This window comes from Limnofasciculus baicalensis BBK-W-15, from assembly GCF_024178385.1.
In the GTDB taxonomy this organism is placed as follows: Bacteria; Cyanobacteriota; Cyanobacteriia; order Cyanobacteriales; family Coleofasciculaceae; genus Limnofasciculus; species Limnofasciculus baicalensis.
In genome coordinates this window covers 1-21,687 of sequence record NZ_JAMZMM010000059.1, presented here as the reverse complement: position 1 = coordinate 21,687, position 21,687 = coordinate 1, and the positions used below count along the sequence as shown (strand labels likewise).

The 21,687-nt window shown below is 40.5% G+C and carries 20 protein-coding genes; 8 read left to right on the top strand and 12 right to left on the bottom strand.

Annotated elements, in window-relative coordinates:
- Window positions 1–41: 41 nt before the first annotated feature.
- On the top strand, window positions 42–1,859 hold the full coding sequence (locus NJ959_RS08485; RefSeq protein WP_254011326.1) for a hypothetical protein: 1,818 nt from the start codon (window positions 42–44) through the stop codon (window positions 1,857–1,859).
- A 182-nt stretch (window positions 1,860–2,041) separates the two neighbouring features.
- Complete coding sequence (locus tag NJ959_RS08480; RefSeq protein WP_254011325.1) at window positions 2,042–3,793, top strand: DUF3685 domain-containing protein; 1,752 nt, start codon at window positions 2,042–2,044, stop codon at window positions 3,791–3,793.
- A gap of 406 nt (window positions 3,794–4,199) precedes the next feature.
- Here NJ959_RS08480 and NJ959_RS08475 read toward each other — a convergent pair whose 3' ends face one another.
- From NJ959_RS08475 to NJ959_RS08465, 3 genes are all read right to left on the bottom strand, one after another.
- Window positions 4,200–5,048 (bottom strand): prohibitin family protein, encoded by an 849-nt coding sequence (locus NJ959_RS08475; RefSeq protein ID WP_254011324.1) that lies wholly within the window; start codon window positions 5,046–5,048, stop codon window positions 4,200–4,202.
- 114 nt (window positions 5,049–5,162) lie between these two features.
- Entirely contained in the window at window positions 5,163–5,456 is a 294-nt protein-coding gene (locus tag NJ959_RS08470; protein ID WP_254011323.1) for a hypothetical protein, read from the bottom strand.
- Between the two features lie 207 nt (window positions 5,457–5,663).
- Entirely contained in the window at window positions 5,664–7,124 is a 1,461-nt protein-coding gene (locus NJ959_RS08465) for a TIGR04222 domain-containing membrane protein (protein ID WP_254011322.1), read from the bottom strand.
- Window positions 7,125–7,524: 400 nt separating this feature from the next.
- Between NJ959_RS08465 and NJ959_RS08460 the strand changes: the two genes are divergently transcribed.
- Window positions 7,525–8,775, top strand: coding sequence for an NB-ARC domain-containing protein (locus NJ959_RS08460; RefSeq protein WP_254011321.1), 1,251 nt, complete (start codon window positions 7,525–7,527; stop codon window positions 8,773–8,775).
- A gap of 38 nt (window positions 8,776–8,813) precedes the next feature.
- Here the strand turns inward: NJ959_RS08460 and NJ959_RS08455 are convergent, their stop codons facing one another.
- Window positions 8,814–9,950 (bottom strand): TPM domain-containing protein, encoded by a 1,137-nt coding sequence (locus NJ959_RS08455; RefSeq protein ID WP_254011320.1) that lies wholly within the window; start codon window positions 9,948–9,950, stop codon window positions 8,814–8,816.
- A gap of 240 nt (window positions 9,951–10,190) precedes the next feature.
- A complete protein-coding gene (locus NJ959_RS08450) occupies window positions 10,191–12,038 on the bottom strand; it encodes a serine/threonine-protein kinase (protein ID WP_254011319.1) in 1,848 nt (615 codons plus the stop codon).
- A 235-nt stretch (window positions 12,039–12,273) separates the two neighbouring features.
- On the opposite strand from NJ959_RS08450, the gene NJ959_RS08445 reads away from it, so the two are divergent.
- On the top strand, window positions 12,274–12,951 hold the full coding sequence (locus NJ959_RS08445; RefSeq protein WP_254011318.1) for a uracil-DNA glycosylase family protein: 678 nt from the start codon (window positions 12,274–12,276) through the stop codon (window positions 12,949–12,951).
- A gap of 90 nt (window positions 12,952–13,041) precedes the next feature.
- Here NJ959_RS08445 and NJ959_RS08440 read toward each other — a convergent pair whose 3' ends face one another.
- The 3 genes from NJ959_RS08440 to glmU all read right to left on the bottom strand — a co-directional run bounded on the left by NJ959_RS08440 (window position 13,042) and on the right by glmU (window position 15,345).
- A complete protein-coding gene (locus tag NJ959_RS08440; protein WP_254011317.1) occupies window positions 13,042–13,404 on the bottom strand; it encodes an aspartyl protease in 363 nt (120 codons plus the stop codon).
- Complete coding sequence (locus NJ959_RS08435; protein ID WP_254011316.1) at window positions 13,401–13,718, bottom strand: hypothetical protein; 318 nt, start codon at window positions 13,716–13,718, stop codon at window positions 13,401–13,403. Before NJ959_RS08435 ends, NJ959_RS08440 begins: the two co-directional genes overlap by 4 nt.
- Before the next feature lie 256 nt (window positions 13,719–13,974).
- On the bottom strand, window positions 13,975–15,345 hold the full coding sequence (gene glmU, locus NJ959_RS08430; protein WP_254011315.1) for a bifunctional UDP-N-acetylglucosamine diphosphorylase/glucosamine-1-phosphate N-acetyltransferase GlmU: 1,371 nt from the start codon (window positions 15,343–15,345) through the stop codon (window positions 13,975–13,977).
- Window positions 15,346–15,489: 144 nt separating this feature from the next.
- Here glmU and NJ959_RS08425 point away from each other — a divergent pair, with 144 nt between their 5' ends.
- The 3 genes from NJ959_RS08425 (at window position 15,490) to NJ959_RS08415 (ending at window position 17,796) form a co-directional block, all read left to right on the top strand.
- On the top strand, window positions 15,490–16,068 hold the full coding sequence (locus tag NJ959_RS08425) for a Uma2 family endonuclease (protein WP_254011314.1): 579 nt from the start codon (window positions 15,490–15,492) through the stop codon (window positions 16,066–16,068).
- Window positions 16,069–16,148: 80 nt separating this feature from the next.
- A complete protein-coding gene (fabD, locus tag NJ959_RS08420; RefSeq protein WP_254011313.1) occupies window positions 16,149–17,030 on the top strand; it encodes an ACP S-malonyltransferase in 882 nt (293 codons plus the stop codon).
- A gap of 124 nt (window positions 17,031–17,154) precedes the next feature.
- The gene (locus tag NJ959_RS08415) at window positions 17,155–17,796 is read left to right on the top strand and encodes a lysophospholipid acyltransferase family protein (protein WP_254011312.1); all 642 of its coding nucleotides are present in this window, start codon (window positions 17,155–17,157) and stop codon (window positions 17,794–17,796) included.
- A 69-nt stretch (window positions 17,797–17,865) separates the two neighbouring features.
- Here NJ959_RS08415 and NJ959_RS08410 read toward each other — a convergent pair whose 3' ends face one another.
- The 4 genes from NJ959_RS08410 to NJ959_RS08395 form a co-directional block, all read right to left on the bottom strand.
- Window positions 17,866–19,023, bottom strand: coding sequence for an acyl-CoA dehydrogenase family protein (locus NJ959_RS08410; protein ID WP_254011311.1), 1,158 nt, complete (start codon window positions 19,021–19,023; stop codon window positions 17,866–17,868).
- A gap of 134 nt (window positions 19,024–19,157) precedes the next feature.
- Window positions 19,158–19,763, bottom strand: coding sequence for a class I SAM-dependent methyltransferase (locus tag NJ959_RS08405; RefSeq protein ID WP_254011310.1), 606 nt, complete (start codon window positions 19,761–19,763; stop codon window positions 19,158–19,160).
- The gene (locus NJ959_RS08400; protein ID WP_254011309.1) at window positions 19,763–20,419 is read right to left on the bottom strand and encodes a Uma2 family endonuclease; all 657 of its coding nucleotides are present in this window, start codon (window positions 20,417–20,419) and stop codon (window positions 19,763–19,765) included. The genes NJ959_RS08405 and NJ959_RS08400 overlap by 1 nt, the downstream gene beginning before the upstream one ends.
- 11 nt (window positions 20,420–20,430) lie before the next feature.
- The gene (locus NJ959_RS08395; RefSeq protein ID WP_254011308.1) at window positions 20,431–21,405 is read right to left on the bottom strand and encodes a DUF6208 family protein; all 975 of its coding nucleotides are present in this window, start codon (window positions 21,403–21,405) and stop codon (window positions 20,431–20,433) included.
- On the opposite strand from NJ959_RS08395, the gene NJ959_RS08390 reads away from it, so the two are divergent.
- Window positions 21,396–21,575 carry a hypothetical protein gene (locus NJ959_RS08390; protein ID WP_254011307.1) on the top strand — a complete coding sequence of 60 codons (180 nt, stop codon included), beginning with the start codon at window positions 21,396–21,398 and terminating at the stop codon, window positions 21,573–21,575. The two genes, NJ959_RS08395 and NJ959_RS08390, sit on opposite strands and share 10 nt — an antisense overlap.
- Window positions 21,576–21,687: the final 112 nt, after the last annotated feature.

Here is a 21,687-nt window from a genome sequence, read left to right as displayed (position 1 = left end):
CCCTAGCCCCTAACCCCTAACCTCTCACCAACTGCGTATCTGTGGTCAAACGAGAATTACACCAATCCCAAGTCCAAGTTCCCCTGCCATTTCGTAAACATCAGGGACGCAAAAGCCTCATCCGACTGGTGAGAAACTATCAGGCATCGATTTTTGAGAGGAAAGCTCAACCTTCTGTGCCCTCGGTTATGGTTCCTCCTCAAAAACGCCACCAGAGGCGTTTGTCAAACTGGTGGCTGTTTTGGCTGATTGTTTTTTCCCTGGTGGGAGGAACTCTCGCTGTCGGTGTGATATTCCTGACTAAACTGCCACCTCCTGTCGATTGCCAACGAATCTCTGGTCTATCAGTTGATGGAGATCGCTTATACTGCGCTCAGAAAGCGGCTGAATCCGGGAAATTAGATCGGCTAGTGGCTGCAGTTCGGATCGTGGGTAATTGGCCGAGCCAACACCCTCTTTACTCAGAATCTCAGCGTTTGCTTGAAGAATGGTCTAAGACGATTATAGCGATCGCCAAACAGCAAATTGAAGGGGGAGATCGATCCCAAGCTGTACAAATCCTGGAGCAAATCCCCCTCAAGAGTCCTTTGTATGGGGAAGCGCGAGCTACTATTGCTACCTGGCAAAAAGACTGGCAACAAGGTGAGCTGATGCTAAGTCAATTTAAGGATGCTCTGGTGGTGCAAAACTGGACTCAGGCATCCAAGCTGATTACGGCACTTTCGCGGATGAATTATAAATACTGGAGTATCTCCCGCGTCGATATCGCCATGAAACAGTTGGGGGCAGAAAAAGAAGCTTGGCAAGAGTTACAGGAGGCGCGGGATTTAGCCCAGTCAAATGAAGTAGAGCAACTAGAAGAGGCAATCGCCAAAGCAACAAAGGTTAATCCCAATAGCTATGTGAAAGCCCAAGCCCAAGCAGAAGTTTCTAAGTGGAGTCGCACTTTACTCGATATTGGCAAAACACTCTTTCAAAACCAAGATTTTCCTGGGGTGGTGGCAGTAGCAGGGCGAATTCCGGTCAACACTTCTTTGTATCAGGAAGCCCAAGACTGGATTCACTTAGGGCGTGCAGCTCATTCAGTTAAACCAGATAATCTGCTAGCCTTAGTAGATTCTCTCTCTACAGTCCGGCAGATATCTCGCCAGAGCAAAGTATACTCATCATCGGTAAGTTTTGCTAAACTTTGGGAGGAACAGTTGCAAGACTATCTCCAGTTAAAACTAGCGGGCTTTACTGCTAGTTTTGGACAAGAAACAACCCTCCTTATGGCAATCGAGCAAGCCTCTGTAATTGCACCAAATCGTCCTCAACGCCTGACTTCTCAGTCGCTAATCGCTCAGTGGCGCAAGGAAATTCAGGCAATTGAAGATCGCAAGACGCTCAGGAGTGCCCAACAGATTGCTGCGGCAGGAAATATAGAGCAATTAAAAGCTGCAGTCGCCCAAGCAAGTCAAATTAAGCTAAATCAACCCCTCCGCTTGGCTGCTCAAAATGAAATTGCTAAATGGAATCGACAAATTGAAACCCTTGAAGATCGCCCGATCCTAGATTTAGCAAAGGCATTAGCCCAGCGTCGAGATTTGACGGGAGCCATTTCTACCGCCTCCCAAATTCGTGCCAATCGAGCCTTATATTCTCAAGCTCAACAGGAAATAACCCAATGGATTGCCCAAATTCAGGCGACTGAAGATCGTCCAATTCTCGAAGCAGCTAATGCTCTGGCTGCTCAAGGACGTTTTGACGCAGCCATTGCTACTGCTGCTCAGATTCCTCCGGAACGCTCCCTTTATCAGGAAGCCCAAAATGCGATCGCTCTTTGGCAATCTCAAATTACTACTACGGAGCAAAATTAATGGGGGAGTTTTGAGTTTTGAGTTTTGTTAGCGAAGCGGGACGAAGTCCGTTTTGAGTTTTAATTGAAAAATGAGAACTCAAGACTGAGAACTATTCCGGGGAGTGGGGAATAAAACAAACAACTAACAACCAACAACTAACAACTAACAACCAACAACCAACAACCAACAACCAATAACAAATGACCAATAACAAACCACCAACTACCAAAATCTTACTAATTGATGATGACCCAATTTTTAGATTAGGTTTGATTTCTGCACTGGAAAGGTTTCCCGATTTGCAAGTTGTGGCTGAAGTCGATGGTGGTGCAGATGCGATCGCCAGGTTGGATAGTCTACGACGGTTTAATGGTGTGGATTTGGTGGTTTTGGAATTATTATTTGGTTGGACTAACTCCAATTCACTATCGGGATTATCTCTATGTCAGGAGATCAAAGCTAATTATCCTGAATTGCCCATTTTATTGCTAGCGACTGTATCTGAATCTGCCCAACTAGTCGCTGCCAAAGAGTTGGGAATTGAGGGCTATTGTCCCAAGGGCTGTGGGATTGCAATTATTGTAGAAGCTATCCGTCAGTTGAGGGGAGGTAAATTCTATTGGCAGATGTTACCCACACCACCACCAGGAATAACTTTTACTGTACCTCCTCCTAAGTGGTATCACCAGCTACGTCAGTCGGGATTGCGGCAAATTGTAGGTAGTTTGGCAGAGGTAAATTCTCAGTTAGAAAATTGCCATGGCTCTAGTCTAGATTGGCTATTTTGGAGTGGACGACGTAGAGAGCTTATGGTGGCGCGTTGGCTGGTAAGTCAGTTATTACCAATTGATGATGAAAATAATCCTTTGTTAGTAGTTAGTAATCAGCCACCAGGAATAAGAAGAGATAACCAAAAACAACTCAATAACAAACAACAAACAACAAACAACAAACAACAAACAACTAATAGCAAACAACTAACAACTAATAACTCATCTCCGCTACAGAATGTGACTTTTACTTATTACTCAAGCCTAGAAAATTTAACTAATATTCCTTTAGAAATTGATATTCTCCAACTTGACAAAAAACGCGACTTGCTGTATATAGTCCGGCAAAAGTTTGAGAAAATGCTGGAGGATTTGCGGTTGGCTCAGTTAACAATAGAACAGCTTACTCAAAAGCGATCGCGTTTATTACAAGATTTGTGGCAAGTTTCACTAACTGATTTTTTTGGAAAGTATTATACTCTGCCCATAGGCAACCAGGATCTAGAAATTGTTAATATTTTGCTGCAAGATGCGGTTTTGGTTCAACCTGCGATTCTAGATAAAATCCCTTTAGTGGTTGAATTATTAGCAAATCGACTATTTGATGCGCCTTTAACGATTGATAATGTTGCCTATTCTGCGGGGACACCTGAAGCGATAGAGCGAGGAGAAATACTGGAACAAAACTTAATTGTTCAAGTGGCAAATGCCGTTATACAACCCTTATTAAATCGCTTTGCGGATCGAGAATTAATCAAGGAAAGCTTTTACGATCGCAGTTTAATCTCATCGAGAGAAATTGCCCGATTTAGAAATAATCTATCATGGAAATATCGACGATACTCATTAGTAGATGAGCCAATAGCTATTTTCGAGAGTCGCTACGATTTATTTGTTATCAGCGATATGGGGATTAAAAAAATTAGCATCTATTCTCCTCGGCGACAGGAATTAGAACAATTGAGAGGTATTGGGTTAGCCGTAACAATTGCATCTGAGTTTCGGGATGCGATCGCGCCCCGTTTGCAAGGGATTGTTGCTTGGCTGGGGAAAGGTATTGTTTATGTTTTGACACAAGTATTGGGGAGAGGAATTGGTTTAATTGTACGGGGAATAATTCAGGGAGTTGGTAGTGCTTTGCAGGAGACACGATTTGGTAGAGGTACTGAAAGAGGGAAGTAGTTAGTGCCATCTCACCTATTTTCTCAATTTTACCAAGGGCGATGCCATCCCACATCCTGAAGAACCGAAATCCCCAAAACTTAATTGTGATTTACCCGAAATCTTAGTCGCGATGGGAATCTGGTGTCAAATCTGAAAAAGGTTATTAGCCCTCCTTTGGATTATTGGACCATGATAGCTGAAACGACGCAAATTCGTCAAGTATTGAGAATTAATCTTAATAAAATTAACGAAGTTAAGCCACTTTCAGCCGTTGGTGAATTTGTTAAGTTATATTAATTACTTTTTTTTTGAGAGAGAGGGGTTGGGGAAGAGGGCAAAACAGTCTAGTCTGAATCGGAATATTCCAGACTTGGGGATTTTGGAGGATGGGATTGTTCACATGTTTTCTATTATTTTATACCCATTATGGATTGGACTTCTGTTGGGCAGTTAGGTTTGATGGACTAATATTGATAAATGGTAGCGCACCATTGCCGCTCATAACTTGGGGAAATTCACCATTCCATTTTTCAATTGCTTGCTTTTGTAGTAGCTGTGGGGTAATGGTTTCTCTCACTAGTTTTTGAGCTTCGGCTTCACCTTTGGCGCGGTTCACTTGGGCTTCTGCATCTTGCTTGGCTTTGTCGGCGACATAACTTGCTTGGAGGGCTTGTTGCTCCGCAATTTGTTTAGCTTCGATTGCTTTGGTGAATTCAGAAGAAAAACCGATATTGACTAAGGAAGTATCATCTACTTGTAACCCATACTTAGCAAGTCTAGATTTAATATTATTGTCAATTTCTGTTTTGAGATTATCCCGCTCTTTCAGGATTTGTTCTGCTGTTTTTTTAGGTGTGGCTGCTTTGAGAACTTCAGTCATGGCTGGTATAATAATAGTATTAATAATCTGCTTTTCGTCACCTAGCCGTTGGTAAATTTTGTTTACTTGGCTGGGATCGATATGCCAGTTTAAGGCGACTGCTGCTGTAATGATTTGTAAGTCTTTAGTACCTGCTGCCGATTCGATATCCGTTTTTTGCACGCGGACATTCAGTTTTTTGACTGATGTCATTATGGGAATAATCGGGTGAATCCCTTCATCAAGAATGACATCTTGTACTTTACCGAAGTGCATGACTACGCCTCTTTCTCCAGGATTGATGATGGTAAATGCTTTGGAGATAATGGTTAGAGATAGTAGGGTAATAATCCCGCCAATAATGTATTGAAACTGGATTGCTGGTAAATGGTTTGACTGAATCCTGGTAGTCATGGTTTTCCTCAAAAGTGATGTATATAGATAAGGCTAGCTCGTATATTTAATTGTTTACGCCCACCTAGTCTCAATTTCTGGGATGAACTTGGTTCCCATCTTCTTAGTTTGCCATCAAATACTCCATCTTGGTGACTCATCCTGTGACTCACTATTTGATTCACTTGGTGAAATCGGGTATTTTGGCTCGATTCTACTCTCCTTGTAACTGCGCTCAAAATCCCGATGTAAGTAGGTTTCGGCTTCTTTGTCTTTTCCCTCTTGACTGTATTTTAATAATTGCGGTACAGTTTCTTTGATTGGTTGAGATAATACCACGTAATCTCTCTGATTCAGAAAGGAACTTCCTTGAGATAGAATGACAGCTATGGCAGTGTTAATCAGAATAGTTGAGAGTCTAGGTTGCATAATTAGCTTCCCTCCCAAAATCGCAGTTACTATATTTCAGCTCTTGTTCCTGCGTTTTTTCTTCTGCTTTCTTCTATTATAACAATCCTGGATGATTCCTGACATGTAGAGACGTTATATGTAACATCTCTACACAATTTTCATTGTACATAAAATTGAGGATTGCTAGAGAAATTGGGTTTCTGGAAAAAGTCATTATCCTTAACTCTAGTCACCACCGCAGCCACCGCAGCCACCACCACAACCACCTCCACCTCCACAACTACTGCCGCCACTATCACCGCCGCCACCACTACTTGTAGTCGTAGGTGGTACTAACAAATTCTTTAAGTCTGCCAAGGCGCTATCTGCTAAAACTATACTGCCAAATAAGCCAAATGCTAAGGCTAATTCATAGTTTTCTGAGGCGCTTGGTGTTTTCAGATTCTGATATTTGTTTTCCAATTTAGCCAAGGTGCTATCTCCATAACGACTCCGGTAAGGTTTAATTAAGAAACCAAAGGCAAATAGGGCGGTGATAACACAGAGGAAGATTAAGAAACCTACTGGTTTTCCGCGAGAGATGCCTACAAAAATCTTGGCAATTCCTAATAGTAATACCATCCCTACTGAAAGTGCTGGCAATCTTTGGGCAATCTGGGCTTGGCTGTAAGTTACCAAAAACCCACCCTCTTCTAATCGTTTTGCTATTAATTTAGTAGTGGATTTAACAGCTTGCCGGATGCGATCTGGCTTACCATTAATTGAGATAGATTGTACGATTTCTTGTTCTAATTGATGGCTGTGACTGGGTAAGGGAGTACCCAATTCTAAATTGTTATTGAGTAGTTTTAAATGTCCTTTTTGAACAAGGTTAGCAATTGCTGCATCCACGGCACGCTCATTCTCTCCTGCTAAATAGGCTATTTCATAGGCATCCAGTGAATTAGCTCCATCAGGTTGTTTGCTTTCTGGTTTTCGCAGATACCACCGTAGCCAAAAAGCTAACATAATAACTGCACTGGCTACTAACAGATAAAACGAGATAAATTCAGGTCCTGTGAAATCAAGGGGATTGGGAATAGTAGTCAATGTTGACTGACAACCTGTCACTGTTAGTGTCAAAAAAAATAACAGGGTGGCAATTTGTGATGCCTGGGTTGGGCGTAGCCATCGCACTAGCCGCAGCTTAGATAAATTTACCGATGGTTGGGGTAAAATCCAGTTTTCCTGAGTATTCACTCGGATAAAAGTTTCAGGGCGATTGCACCTAATATCTAGGGGTGTCCAAATATCGGCTGGTGGTGCTTTTCCCAAGAAAATTTGGTAACTTACTAAGGTTTTGCTGTACCAATCATTGAGTTTATCATGTTCGCTATTCCCACCTCTACTTGGGATATGATGGAATGGCATTTGCAAGATATTGGGACAAAATTTATCCCAGTAGGAATGAGTATAAGTTAGGTGTAAATGCCAAACTTGATCTACTCGATCTGATGGTGATACCGGATGTCCAGCTACTACTGCGAGAAAGGTAAAGTTTTTGTATTCTTCGATAACTCGCTGAGTATATTCGGCACTCCAGCCATTTTCCCGTGCTAGTTTTTTGCTAAATGGGAGGTTGCTATCGGGTTCATCTAGAGGAAATGCTTGAATCCGTTGGTAAATTTCTAGTTGTTGTTGGTTCATGATTGTTAATTCCTGGTGAGTTGACATAGAGTTAATTGAAAACGCAAAGTTCGCAAAGGTTCCCGCAAAGTTTGCAAAGAGTAGCTAGGAATTTGGGGATTTTTACGTGCGTTTCTCATACTCTTAGCTTGCCACAAGAGCCTGGATATCGGTGACTCATTCTGTGACTCACTCTTTGACTCACTCTTTGACTCAGAAATGTCTCTCATTATCACCACCATTGAGTTGATCGTTGAAATTCCCCAACAGCCAGAAGATTACCCATTCTTCTCTTCCCCTGCTCCTCCTGCTCCCCCTGCTCCCTTAAACATAGGTATTTTTAGACCGGGAAGGGACTAATTTCCACCCATTGGTCTCAAGATGAGTCAAAATTAAGCAAGAACTATGATATAGGAAAATTATGGCACTGAAAGCATCGGCACAAGGGCTGGAAATTGTTGATAAAGCGAGAAAAAAGAAGGGTTGGACTAAAACAGTCACGGTGGCTTGGTGGCAAGATGCTTTAACCACCCAGGCAACTTTGAGACGGTTTTGGCGCGGGATACCAATTCAGTCTGAGAGTTTTATTAATATTTGTCAAGTTGTCGGGATTAGTAATTGGGAAGATATTCTCGATTGCAGTACAGATGAAGAATTAGAAGTTTCTGATATTTCTGCTCAAGAAGATTGGGGTGAAGCACCGGAAATGGCGGCATTTTATGGACGTACTGAAGAACTAAATCACCTACATGAATGGATTATAAATGATAAATGTCGGTTAGTATCTCTTTTGGGTATGGGGGGAATTGGTAAAACGGCTTTGTCTGTGATGTTGGCAGATAAGATTCAGAATGAGTTTGATTATGTAATCTGGAGATCCCTTCGTTATTGTTCCTCGGTTCCAGATCTTTTGACACAGTTAATTAAATTTTTCTCTAATAAACAGGTTACTGAGTTATCCAATAATTCTGGTAATGCGGTTTCCCAGCTCCTTGATTATATGAAATCTCACCGATGTTTGGTAATTTTAGATGGGGCAGAGGCAATTCTCAATTCTGGAGAAATGAGTGAGTCTTATAAAGAAGGATATGAGAGTTTCGGGGAATTAATTAAACGGGTAGGAAAAGAACGCCATCAGAGTTGTATTCTCCTCACCAGTCGGGAGCAACTTAATGAGATTGCTTTGATAGAAGAAGAGACTCCACAGGTTCGCTCATTACTTTTATCGGATATCAATAATGCCGCCGCTTGGCAACTATTTCAATCCAAAGGATTATCAGATGAGAATTGTTGGCAGCACCTATTGAAAATCTATCGCGGCAATCCCCTCGTATTAAATATTATCTCAAGTTATATCAAAAAATATTTTGTTGGTAAAGTTGGAGATTTCTTGAAATTAGAGACTATTTTTATTGGAGATATTCAGTTAATTTTAGATACTTCCTGGCAACGATTATCGAGTTTACAAAAAGAACTCATGTTTCAATTAGCTACGGAACCATCTTCTTTAGTTAAACTAAAATTAAATAGTTCGGTATCTACTTCAGATATAATGGCAGCACTGCAATCTCTCGAACGTCGTTCTCTTATCCAAAGGCAACTAGAAGGAAACGATATTATTTACACTTTACAGCCAATTGTCAAGAAGTATGTCAAGAAACGAGCGAATTAAGTTAAATCCCTAGTATTTGTAACTAGTAACTTACGTTATTAAAAATCTCCACCCGCACCACCGCCGTAGCTCGAACCACCTCCAAAATCACTACTGCTATAGCTACTATCGGAAGTACTGCTATAACTACTATCGGAAGTACTGCTATAGCTACTATCGGAAGTACTGTTATAGCTACTATCGGAAGTACTGTTATAGCTATCAGAAGTATCGCTATTACTATCAGAAGTATCGCTATTACTATCAGAAGTATCGCTATTACTATCAGAAGTATCGCTATTACTATCAGAATTACTGCTATAGCTATCAGAAGTATCGCTATTACTATCAGAAGTATCGATATTACTATCAGAAGTATCGATATAGCTAATCTCAATTTCCAAGCTACTACTATCTGAATGATTGTCTATCTTTGATTGGCGACTAGGAGGAAAACTAGATTGATACTTGTTATTGCAACTCTTATTTTTCAGATTTGCCTGACTACTATTAGTATTTTGAATAGCAACCAAATTTGATTTTGTTTTTTTAAGTTTACGGCGAGATATTCCTGTTATAGTGACAATAAATCCACCAAAGATTACCAAGAGGCAAATGTACCAAATAATTTGATAACTCGAAGATGAATCGAAGCTAGAATAGACAATTGTACTATCGTTTTCTAAGGCTAATACTAGCGCTTTAGTTCCAGATAAAGTCCCACTATTATAGTCACCTTGCTTTAATGAAGGGACAATTTCTTCTTGGATAATCTTGCTAACTCGATCGTCTGGCAAAATAGTTGTTAATCCAGAACCTGTTTCAATTTCTACACGACGATTCCCTTGAGAAATTAAAAATAACACCCCGTTATTTCGATCAGCTTTACCAATATGCCAGTAATTAAATAGTGCAGTTGTAAATTCCTTGACAGTAGCAGATGGTGCGATATCAGGTAAAGTGACTATAGCAATTTCCGTACCATTTTTTGCTTCTACTTCAGAAATCATCTGATTGATTTGGGTTTCCGTTTCTGGAGTCAGTAAATCTGCCATATCAGTTACCCATCCGCCATTAATTTGTCTGGGATTGGGTACTTGCCCCACAGTCACTCCCAAACTGCTTGCAGGAATAGTCAGGGAAGAAAGAATTATGAATCCAGCACAAATACTTTGTTTAAATGAAATAGCGTTCATATTAATAGCAAAGGTTACTTACTACACCTTTAGTTTGCCACTATTCATCTAGGCTTGACAGCTCATTATTTGACTCATTATTTGACTCAATGATTGACTCAGTAGCTGAGTATCGCTAAAAGCTAGGAATCAGAGAAACACAATTAACCATTAGCTATTATAGCAGAAGTCAAAAGTAAAAAGCTTGCTATGAATGGGTTTTGGCATTTTTGGATTCCCTAACACGGGCGACTGCGATACCTAGCGAATTCTCACAAATCCCACCTTTTCCAACAACTCTTGTCCCTGATTAGTCAACAACAAATTAGCATAAGCTTCCCCAGCTTCTTCTTCAATTTGACTATTCTGTTTAATCACCACCGATAATCGACGACTCAGAGGATATTCACCAGTTTCAAAAGCTTTCATATTCAGTTTGTTATACTTTTGCGGACATTGAGAAAGTGGTACAAACGGTTCCTTATAGGGTGGAACTAATGTATTAATATTATGTCCAACTGGTAATGGTTTAACGCTACATTGAGATAATACTAATGTTGCTGAAGTGTAATAAATTCCTCCGGGATTATTAGCTAATTGGCGAAATGCTTCAGTTGTCGTTGGTACAAATATAATATGGTTGCCAAAGTCCCGATCTTTTTTGCCATAGGGTGTAATTTCTAGGTTTGGTCCCCCGATTTGATTCCAGTTAGTAATTTTACCTGCGTAAATTTTATGGAATTGCTCGACAGTTAAACCCGCAATATTTAAGCTAGGATGGACGGCAATACCAGCCCCATCAATTGCCACCGGAATCTGTTTGAATCGAATACCTCTTTCCCCTGCCATCTGATACTCTTTTTCATTTATTAATACAGAAAATTGAGCAAAATCTATTTGATTATTTAACAACATCCGGATACCTGCATGGGAACTAGGAACCTCTCCATCCGGTTGGGTGTAACGCAAGCGAAAATTAGGCAACTCTTTCTGAATTACAGGATCTATTTCTTTCCGAATAGATACCCAAACTGTACTCCCACCATAGCTGAAGATTCCAGACGGAACATTTGATACTTGGCAAAACTTTTTATTGCTGAATTTGTTTAAGCATGACTGGGAAATCAAATAGATAGTTAAGCAAATTATTACTAATAACAAGGAAATTATAGCGGGTTGAATGAATTGCGATGGCTTCACCCAAACCGGGCATCGCAGTCGGCTATTAATAGATTTAATTGTCGCAGTTAATCGGTTATTCCCTATATTTATTGCTGTTTTATTTCCTCCGTTCAGCTTTTCCAAATCGTCCAGTACTTCTTGAGCTGATTGGTAACGCTTTCCGAAGTCATAGGAAACCATTTTATCTAAAATATTGGCTAAACTAAAACTAACCTGAACTTTGTCCCGCCAGATCAGTTTTCTGCTCTTAGAATCTTCTGGAATATCTAGGGGATGTAACCCTGTAATAGATTCAATAGCAGTCATTCCTAATCCGTAAATATCGCTACTAAAGCAAGGCTTTCCTCTCAATTGTTCTTCTGGAGTGTAACCAGGAGTACAGATAGGAATTGTCATGCTTCTATAACTGGGAGAGCTTGATTTTTGGGTATTAATTTGTGTGGCAGCTCCAAAATCAATTAAAATAAACTTATGATCAGTTTCTCGTCTAATTATATTTGCTGGCTTAATATCGCGGTGGATAATATTCTCTTGATGTATCAAAATCAATACTTCCAGAATATCTTGCAATAATTCAATAACTAGATTCTCATTTAAAGACTGAATAGATTCAATTTCCTGTTTTAAATCATTACCGGGAATAAATTCTTGAACTAAGTAAAATTCACCCTCTTCCTCAAAGCAAGCTAAAAGTCGAGGAATTTGGAAATCCCCACCTAAGTTATACAATACTTGAGCTTCCCGATCGAATAAACGTTTCGCTTCTTTCCCAAATGATGTTCCCTGGAATTGAGGATTGAGTTGCTTGACTACGCAATGGGGATTACCTGGTAAATGCAAATCTTCAGCGAGGTAAGTTTGACCAAATCCTCCACCGCCCAAATGATTAACAATCTGATAACGCCCACCGAGGGTGCTGTTAGACATAAGTTGGCTAGTATCTTCAATAGTATTTATATCATATATAACGGGTTGGCGACATTTGTGATGTTATTAAACACGACTTACCCAAAGCCTCCATCTCTAGGGCGTGTTATGCTACCCTAGCCTTACTCCTACTCTGGCAACTTAAGTTAGATTACAATTAGATCGAGGGACTAAATCCCAGATACAATTAAAGATTATTATACTAAATACAAGAGATACCAACCAAGAACCAATTATGTCAGATATTCAGGAATTAATTGCCCAAATCCATCAAGAAGCACAGCGAGAATCATTTCCTGTAGATGAACCCATTTATCAAGAAGCTGGATTAGATCCATTGATGCCTATTCTTTATGGAGGTAATCTCGCAAGTTCACTTTGCTTTTTTGCTCGCGACTTAGGGAAAGATGAAATCCACGCACAACAACCTCTTTACGGTGCAGCAGGAAGACTAGTACGTCAAGGTTTATATCGTGCTATTTATGGGAAAGATTCAACTAATCCTCAAGAATTACAAGCAATTCTCCAACATGTAATTCTCACAAATACCGTTCCCTACAAACCACCAGGTAACAAAGCTTATACTCAAGCAGTTAAGAAAAGATTCCGTCCATTTATCGAACAATTTTTAGTATTTCATTGGCAAGGAAATAACATTATCACCCTTGGCAATGAAGCATTTAACTGGTTTGAACCCTACGCCCCTAAAGGCACATTGAAGACATTTTTTGAAAGGAAGGATCGCTACAGTGCTACCATAGAAATTAATATCTCTGCCCAAGAAGAGGAAGGTAAAATACAGGAACGTTTAATAAATCTCATGCCATTACCTCATCCTTCCCCACTCAATCAAAAATACTACGGACAATTTCCTACAATGCTTCAGGAGCGTTTAGCAACTATAAAATTTTAAGGGCAGAGTCAACCTCAGAAACCCGGTTTCTTTAAGAAACCAGGTTTCTCTGTACGGAAAAACTGCTGTAGTTTGATTTTATAAATTGCCCTACTCCAACCTCAATACACCTTCTCGATACCTTACCACTAAATCAAATATTTTTAGCCATTGGGAACCTAATAAAATCTCTTGAATTTCATTTCCTACAGAAATAGGAATCTCAAACTCCCGTTCATCCAACAGCACTTTGCCTAAATAAATATCAAAAGTAGATAATCCTTGTGCCGTTTGCAATTCTTCTTTATCAAGGTAACGCCAACCTAAAGCCTCTAAATCTTGCTGATTAATTGCCAAAAATTCTGTAAAGCCTGTATCGAGCATTGCCTCAACAGGAAAATTTAAGCCATCCCCCGCTATTAACTCAATCTCAAAAAATAGTTCACCTTTGCTGCCAAACCTCCCCTCAATCATATTCTGCCAGTTGCCCCTGTTTCATTCAGACAAAACATACAGTGGATCGCATTTGGGTGTTCCTGACGTGCCTTTTTATGAGCAATTTCTTTATCTGGATCGATAAAATAATTTCCACTATCTGGCTCAATTGCAATATACCAGCCATAGCGCTCCTCAATAAGCTTAGGACGAACTCGCTCAAAAATTGCCCGACAACGCCGATGAAATTCTTCCTCCTCAGCTTTTCGTCTGGCTTTTTCTTCGGGTGACCATTGAATTTCGGGAAAAATTCTGCCCCGACGAACAATTTTAGTTGGTGTAGATTGGGTCATAATTGCGAACACTCCTTTTGGTCTATTCACACTCAGAATATTTTACCATCTTTTTGGTTTTTTATCACTTGCGATCGCTAGAGCAGATTGCAGGTTTCTGAAGTACACTCGAGAAACCGGGTAACTTTGGCGAAACTGGGTTTCTCTGTACCCCACATACTTGAAAATTGCTGCAATAATGCGACTTGAGATAGCTTGCGCTGCTGCAAAGCAGATCGCAGCCATTTCAACCGCTAAACTCCAAAAGGAGAATCTTTCAACTCGGCGATTCATCCCCTGAAGATGTCATCCGCCAACCCGGTTTAACCACCTGACGCGATCGCGCAATTACCAAAGAATCATCTGGCACATTTTCAGTTACCACCGAACCCGCAGCTACCGTTACATCTTCTCCCAAAGTTACAGGGGCAACTAACACACTATTAGAACCAATTTTAGTGCGATCGCGGATTTCGGTTTTGTGTTTCTTCACCCCATCATAATTAGCTGTAATTGTCCCCGCACCAATATTAACTTTATTTCCCAATCTCGCATCCCCAATATAAGAGAGATGAGCAATATTAGTGCGATCTCCGATTTGAGTATTTTTCAATTCCACAAAATTCCCAACACGGCAAGATTCTCCCACCTCCACATTACCCCTTAAATGAGTATAAGGACCAATCTGACTCCCATCTTTAACCACAGCATCACTAACTACAGAATATAACACCCTCACATTCTGTCCCAACTGACTATTTTCAATTAAACTTCCCGGTCCAATTCTACTGCCAGCACCAATAATAGTATTCCCTCTTAAATGAGATTGGGGTTCAATAACTACATTTGGTTGTAATTGCACCGTATCATCAATCGTAATACTATTTGGATCGATAATTGTGACTCCCGCCCTCATCCAATCATCTTTTACCCGCCGTTGTAAAATCTCATAAGCAGTAGCTAACTGTTTGCGATCGTTAATACCCAAAATTTCCTGATAATCAGCCACATCTACTGCCATCACCCGATCTAAAAGGCTAACCACATCAGTCAGATAATACTCCTTCTGATCGTTATTACTTTGTAGATTAGGCAGTACTTGCGCCAATTGCGACCAATTAAAACAATAAATCCCCGCATTAATCCGACTATTTTCCTTTTGCACAGGCGTACAATCCCGTTCCTCAACAATCTCCTTAACTAGATTACCCTCATTAAAAAACACTCGTCCGTAACCAAATGGATTAGGCATTTGCGCCGTCAAAATTGTCGCAGCATTATTATTCTGTTTATGAGTAGTTAATAGCTGCTTAAGAGTATCAATCCGTAACAGAGGCGCATCACCATTCAACACCAACAAATCCCCACTAAATCCATCTAAATGAGGTATAAGTTGTTGAACCGCATGTCCCGTTCCCAACTGCTCCCTTTGCTCCACAAATTCTATGCCAGTAAAACCATTGAGAGATTCTTTTACATATTCAGATTGATACCCAACAATCGCCAAACACCGGACAGGTTCCAGTGCCAAACAACTGCGGAGAACTCTTTCCACCATAGAAACCGAACCCAAAGTATGACATACCTTGGGTAAATCCGATTTCATCCGCGTACCCTTACCTGCTGCTAAAATCGCTACTGCAATCATGATTAAGCTATTCCCTGCCAACCTTCAAATTTTTGCTAAACTAAACGATAATACCATTTACTCGTACCTCAAATTGATCTTGAATGGTGCGAGAGATCAATTAAAATGTAGTTGAAAGCAACGTTATTAAAGGAGGTGGCAATCTTGACTGAACAATCGATCGCAATCCCTCCCACCTTCAAGGTTAGCGATCAGCAATTCCAACAACTCGCGGCAGCTAACCGAGAATTACAGTTAGAAAGGACAGCTAGAGGAGAATTAATAGTGAATCCGCCAACAGGTGGTACTACGGGAAACCGTAACTTTGACATCGAAGGACAGCTTTGGCTTTGGAATCGTCGAACTAAGCTGGGAAAAGGATTTAACTCATCTACCGGATTTGACTTACCGAATGGCGCAAATCGTTCACCGGATGCGGCTTGGGTGACAAAGGAAAGGTGGGAAGCACTAAGCGCTGAGGAACAAGATGGCTTTATACCACTATGTCCTGATTTTGTAGTGGAATTGCGCTCTAAGTCGGACAAGATGGAACCCCTGCGGCAAAAAATGCCCGAGTACATGGATAATGGGGCGCGTTTGGGTTGGTTGATCGATCGCAAAAACCGAAAGGTGGAAATCTATCGTCAATATCGAGAAGTGGAAGTATTAGAAAATCCCACTACGCTGTCAGGAGAGGATATTTTACCGGGATTTGTCTTGGATTTGACGGAAATCTGGAGATAAAAATGGCACGCGATCGCAGATAATTGGATTCTGGACAAAAAACCAATCACCAACAACCAATAACAAACAACAAATAACAGATGACTAAAACCGCATGGGTATTTCCCGGACAGGGTTCTCAAGCCATTGGGATGGGAGTAGATTTAGCTACTGAAGCCAAAGCTAAAGTTAAATTCGAGCAAGCCAAGGAAATACTAGGCTGGGATGTCCTGAAAATTTGCCAAAGTCAGGAAGATAAGCTTTCCCATACCATTTACACTCAGCCCAGTCTCTATGTCGTCGAAACCATTCTTGCTGACTTAATCCGGGAAAGAGGAAATCGACCAAATTTAGTTGCAGGGCACAGTTTAGGAGAATATGTAGCCCTTTACGTTGCCGGAGTCTTCGACTTTGAGTCAGGCTTAAATCTCGTCAAACGCCGCGCTGAATTGATGGATAGTGCTGCTGGCGGGATGATGGCGGCTTTAATTGGCTTTAACCGGGAACAGCTTGATGCAGAAATTCAGCAAACTGATGATGTAGTACTTGCCAACGATAATAGTCCCACACAAGTGGTCATTTCTGGAACACCAACGGCGGTGGAAGAAGTATTAGGGAAAGTCAAAGCCAAACGCATTGTAAAATTAAACGTATCCGGTGCATTTCACTCGCCGTTAATGGCACCCGCAGCCGCCGAATTTCAGGAAATTTTGGCATCTGTTTCTTTTAGGGATGCGGAGATTCCAGTATTATCAAATGTGGAACCTTTACCAGCGACTGACGCTTCTATTTTAAAGGATCGCCTCCAACAGCAAATGACTGGCAATGTCCGCTGGCGTGAAATTTCTTTACAGTTACCAGAGGAAGGGATTGAGAAAGTGGTAGAAATTGGTCCAGGGAAAGTTCTCACAGGATTAATCAAAAGGATCTGTCCTAAGTTAGTGTTAGAAAATATTAGCAGTCTTGCTGATATAGCTACTTAAGAATCTAACCGGAACACGACTTACGCAAAGCCTCCATCTGTAGGGTGCGTTATGCTTTGCTAACGCACCATCCACACTATGATACCCTAATAAAAAAAGTCCACTCGAATTTACTAATAAGATTTTGGAGACAAACAACCGCGAACCCTTTGCCAGTCTACTCCTCTACCACGCCTTAAAATGGTCGGTAGTCAGCCCCATGCTCCACGTTTACTTTCAGGTGCGGATTTATGGTGGAGAAGATGTGCCAATGGAAGGACCATTGCTAGTTGTCAGTAACCACGCCAGTGACTTCGATCCACCTATTTTATCAAATTGTGTCCGCCGCCCCGTGGCCTTTATGGCAAAAGAAGAATTATTTCGCGTCCCCGTATTAAAGCAAGCAATTAAGTTATATGGGGCTTACCCAGTCAAGCGAGGATCGGCGGATCGCAGCGCAATTCGTTCCGCGATTGATTGTTTATCAGAAGGGTGGGGTGTGGGCGTATTCTTAGAAGGTACTCGCACTCCCGATGCCCGAATTTCCAACCCAAAATTGGGCGCAGCATTAATTGCAGCAAAAGCAAAAGTTCCTCTGTTACCTGTGAGTTTATGGGGCACTCAGGCAATTATCCAAAAAGACTCTGCCATCCCTAAATCTGTCCCGATAACTGTACGGATTGGCAAGTTAATTTATCCTACAGATTCAACGAAAAGAGAAGATTTAGAAGCTTTAACTCAAGAGTGTACAGCGGCAATTCACGCATTACATGATTTGGGGCGTTAGGTTATTGGTTATTGGTTATTGGTTATTGGTTATTGGTTATTGGTTTTTCAAACAACTAACAACTAACAACTAATAACTATTACACAACAACTTCAAAGTTGCCTCCATAACATCAGTAGTTTGCCCTGCAACAGTAAACATTAATGCCTCCCGATATACTCGCTGTGCTGCATGATATTTATAATTGGCTGCACCACTAGAAACTGTTACCGCTCCATTAGCACAGCGTACCGCTAGGTTAATAGCCCAAGCTCTCAATTTTAATCGTTGTTCCCATAATTTGTCACCTGGAGATAAGGCATCTAACATAGCTGATTCGCAGCGATTTAATTCATCATTTAGAGAGTCAAAAGCATTTTTAATAAAACTTAGTTTTTTAGTTTCAGCAGTAGCTTCTAATATATCTAATCCAGCCCTAGCACATCCTAGGGCAAAAAAACCGTGATTCAGAATATTTTTCTTGTCGTTTTCGTGAATTGCTCCGGCTTTTCTAGTAGTAATAACTTGTGCTTCTGGTAAAAACAAATCGGTTAGAATAGCCGTGACTGTATTTGTTGATGCCATTCCTGCTAATTCCATGGGTTCGCTAAATGTAATTTGGGGAGATGGCGCTGAAGCGCCTACTACTAACGTGGGGATATTATTTTGGGTATTTTGGAGTGTTTTAGTGAATGGGATTATGCCGTAAATCTCCTTTCCATCTGGAAGTGTTGCGCCTATAATAAAGTCTTGAAAGAAACCATAACCTGTTATCCAAGGTACTTTTCCTGTTAGTTGATATCCTCCCGATATGGGTATTGCTTTGACTAAGGGTTCTCCTGCACGTCGCAGTTGGGAGAATCCGACACCGACTAAGATTTTGCCATTAGCCATATAGGGAAGATATTTTTCTTTTAAGTATTGATTTTCACTATTAATCAGGAATCCTGCTGCACTTTGGTGTTGAGTTTGGAGGAATGCTAAAGCACCAGAATAACGTGCTACTAGTTGTTGGAATTTCCAATAAGTTGTTTCGCTAACTTCAGCACCTCCCCAACTTTGGGGAACTTTTAGGGCGAGTAAGGATAGATTGCCCATTCCTGTTAATGCTTCTTTCAATAATTCTGGATTGGTGTCGATTTGTGAGGCTAAGGGGGCGACTGATTCGGTGAGATAGGATGCGGTGATATCTAATATATTATCTCTCTTGCTGTTAGTAGTAAGCGCTTCAGCGCTGTTAATTCTCATTTCGATAGACTCTAAATATTTATGACACCGCTACTATATATTCAGCTAGTTCATCAAACACACTATCACTCGCCTTAGCTGGTTTTACAGCATAACTTAAATTAGTTATCGGAATACTTTTCCATCCCTCTAATTCAAATTTTCTCCAACACACAAAATAAAGCTTTAGGAAATACCTCCATCGTCCCTTGATACACAGTATCCTCAACCAAAAATAACTTAAATTCACCCTCAAAAATATCCCCTATTTCTGCTGGAGTAAATCGATAAGGACCATCTGGGCGAGTTTCCAAGTAACTAAAACATTTGAGAAGAAAATAACCTTTCGGCTTCACTAAACGGCTGACAGTGCGAACATAATCTTGTCTCTGCTCCTCATGAAATACGTGAAAGCAGCCGCGATCGAATACAATATCAAAGCTTTGATCTAACTTACTATTAAGGATATCATCCTGTCTAAAATCGATATCCAATCCCTTTTCGGCGGCGATACCTTTTGCCCGAATAATAGCCGCATCTGAAATATCTGTTCCTGTCACTTGAAAACCGCGTTGAGCTAATGCCAGTGCCTGCGTACCGGGACCAGTACCTAAATCCAATACTGTTCCCGCTTTCAGGTTAAGCTTTGTTAATGCTAAATCGAGATCAGCATCTAAATCCGGGTTAAACCAAGCCATGGTTTCGGCTTCTTTTTCCTGATATATTTGTTTCCAATCAGGTAATTCACGTCGTTGATTCATTAGTGTTTATCTCCAGTATTTTGGACTATTTTATCTCTAATCCAAGCGCGAAAAGATTTTACTAATGCAATTTCTCCCATGGTTTTTCGCTGTTCAATAAATCTGCTGATTTCCGTCACTGATACCAATGGGAAAGCTATGCTAAATTCACACTCAATATATTCTCCATCTACTAATTGATAGAATTTCAAAACTCTTCCATTATATCGCCAAATTTCATTTACACCTAATGCCGCATAAATGCTTGACTTATTTACTGAACTACTGGTAATATCAATCTCGATGGCTAAGTCAGGTGGCGGATCTGTTTTTAGATCTAATTCTTGCTTATCTCTAACTATTGGTTCTGTTTGAATATAATAACAATTATCGGGTTCTATGCCTCGCTTAACCGATTTCCGCTTCAGAGTCATAGAGCCAGCACTTTTAAGCCCAATATCCACTTCTTCAGCTAAAGCAAAAATAAAACGATCGAACTGAATTTTCGGGTTTTCATGTTCGTAAAGAGGTGTCATAATTTCTAAAGTACCACAGTCATAAACAAATCGGGAACCTCTATCTTCACCTGTCTCTTCCAGTAAAGTTTCAAAGGTTTCCCAACTAATGTTTCTAAGTACGGTTCTTTGTTCGGCTATGCTTGAAGTTGCAATCGTCATTATTAGATACCTCAAATATCAGAACAAGTGTTAATATTTACCCATTCATTCTTAAACTCTGCCTCTTTAGAAAACTTGGGATGAATCCGCACTATATAAAGAGATTTCTCTTGATTAACTGCTGTTTTATGTGCTGATTCACTAATGGGATACCAATCTAATGGAAAACATTCTCGACTATATAAGCTATAATAAATATAGTAATTTGCTACTAATTCGGGATTTAATTCAAACTTGACTACCTCACCTGGTTTGACTGCCCCGTAATAAAATCTAGTTTCTGGATTGGGTACGGGCAAGAAAACATCTTTGACAAACTTCTCAGGCAACCACTGTTTAAAGCGCAAGAGGCTAAAAACATAATAATTTAACCAAACATGGAGGAAGGTTTTCCGTTGAATTAAGTCGCGGTAAAAACCATTGACATCACGAGGTGCTGGGATAGTCTTAGCTTCAACCACTTTTACCCCATCTACTTTAACGGTTGGAACTTCTACCGTTGGTGTCCAGTGATAATATCGCAATCCTAATAAATATCTTCCTGGCTGAACTTTAAATGATTCCCATTGATTCTCACCAGATACAGTTAGAGAGCTAAAACTATCGATAGTGTCAAATGAAGGAGTAGTATAGAGTACAACTGTCCAAGATTTGGCTGATTTTTGGGCAGAAGTAATATCAATACTAATTACTTCTTTTACCTCCAAAGGACCAACAATGGAAACCATGGCGTGTAAATTCCAACGAGCGCGACTCATCGCCCACAGGAGTTTAACAGGTTTTTCTAGGAATTTAGCGGATACCAGTTGCCATTCTGGAGATTCTTGTGCGTTGGATGCGGAGAAAACCCCAGTTAAACTTTGCATCACTACTTTTAAGATTCTGGAAAATATAAAAGATAGAAATGATAAGGGAATTTCCCATAACCATTCAAGGGGAGTGGGGAGTGGTTTTTTTGGAGTGGGGTTTGAGGTAGATGTTGTCATTTTGTTGTCATTTTGTTGTTGGTTGTTGGTTGTTGGTTATTGGTTGTTGGTTGTTGGTTGTTGGTTGTTTGTTATTGGTTGTTGGTTGTTGGTTGTTGGTGGTTGGTTATTTGTTTAACTCATTGCGGTGCTACGCCTGCCTTTTGTGCTTCACCAATGCACTTAAGTGAACTGACACCAAACAACAAATAACCAACAAAAACAAAAAAACACCAAACAGCTCCTTATATGATAACACTCGCATACAGAGTCGCACGCCGTGAGTCAGTGGCTCATGAGCAA

What these genes read in the sequence shown, in the direction of transcription:
- NJ959_RS08480 (WP_254011325.1), top strand. Translation starts at nt 2,042, where the DNA reads ATGACCAATAACAAACCACCAACTACCAAAATCTTACTAATTGATGAT.
- NJ959_RS08395 (WP_254011308.1), bottom strand. Translation starts at nt 21,405, where the DNA reads ATGACAACATCTACCTCAAACCCCACTCCAAAAAAACCACTCCCCACT.
- glmU (WP_254011315.1), bottom strand. Translation starts at nt 15,345, where the DNA reads ATGATTGCAGTAGCGATTTTAGCAGCAGGTAAGGGTACGCGGATGAAA.
- NJ959_RS08475 (WP_254011324.1), bottom strand. Translation starts at nt 5,048, where the DNA reads ATGACTACCAGGATTCAGTCAAACCATTTACCAGCAATCCAGTTTCAA.
- NJ959_RS08390 (WP_254011307.1), top strand. Translation starts at nt 21,396, where the DNA reads ATGTTGTCATTTTGTTGTCATTTTGTTGTTGGTTGTTGGTTGTTGGTT.
- NJ959_RS08465 (WP_254011322.1), bottom strand. Translation starts at nt 7,124, where the DNA reads ATGAACCAACAACAACTAGAAATTTACCAACGGATTCAAGCATTTCCT.
- NJ959_RS08450 (WP_254011319.1), bottom strand. Translation starts at nt 12,038, where the DNA reads ATGTCTAACAGCACCCTCGGTGGGCGTTATCAGATTGTTAATCATTTG.
- NJ959_RS08460 (WP_254011321.1), top strand. Translation starts at nt 7,525, where the DNA reads ATGGCACTGAAAGCATCGGCACAAGGGCTGGAAATTGTTGATAAAGCG.
- NJ959_RS08435 (WP_254011316.1), bottom strand. Translation starts at nt 13,718, where the DNA reads ATGACCCAATCTACACCAACTAAAATTGTTCGTCGGGGCAGAATTTTT.
- NJ959_RS08445 (WP_254011318.1), top strand. Translation starts at nt 12,274, where the DNA reads ATGTCAGATATTCAGGAATTAATTGCCCAAATCCATCAAGAAGCACAG.
- fabD (WP_254011313.1), top strand. Translation starts at nt 16,149, where the DNA reads ATGACTAAAACCGCATGGGTATTTCCCGGACAGGGTTCTCAAGCCATT.
- NJ959_RS08470 (WP_254011323.1), bottom strand. Translation starts at nt 5,456, where the DNA reads ATGCAACCTAGACTCTCAACTATTCTGATTAACACTGCCATAGCTGTC.
- NJ959_RS08400 (WP_254011309.1), bottom strand. Translation starts at nt 20,419, where the DNA reads ATGACGATTGCAACTTCAAGCATAGCCGAACAAAGAACCGTACTTAGA.
- NJ959_RS08405 (WP_254011310.1), bottom strand. Translation starts at nt 19,763, where the DNA reads ATGAATCAACGACGTGAATTACCTGATTGGAAACAAATATATCAGGAA.
- NJ959_RS08410 (WP_254011311.1), bottom strand. Translation starts at nt 19,023, where the DNA reads ATGAGAATTAACAGCGCTGAAGCGCTTACTACTAACAGCAAGAGAGAT.
- NJ959_RS08455 (WP_254011320.1), bottom strand. Translation starts at nt 9,950, where the DNA reads ATGAACGCTATTTCATTTAAACAAAGTATTTGTGCTGGATTCATAATT.
- NJ959_RS08440 (WP_254011317.1), bottom strand. Translation starts at nt 13,404, where the DNA reads ATGATTGAGGGGAGGTTTGGCAGCAAAGGTGAACTATTTTTTGAGATT.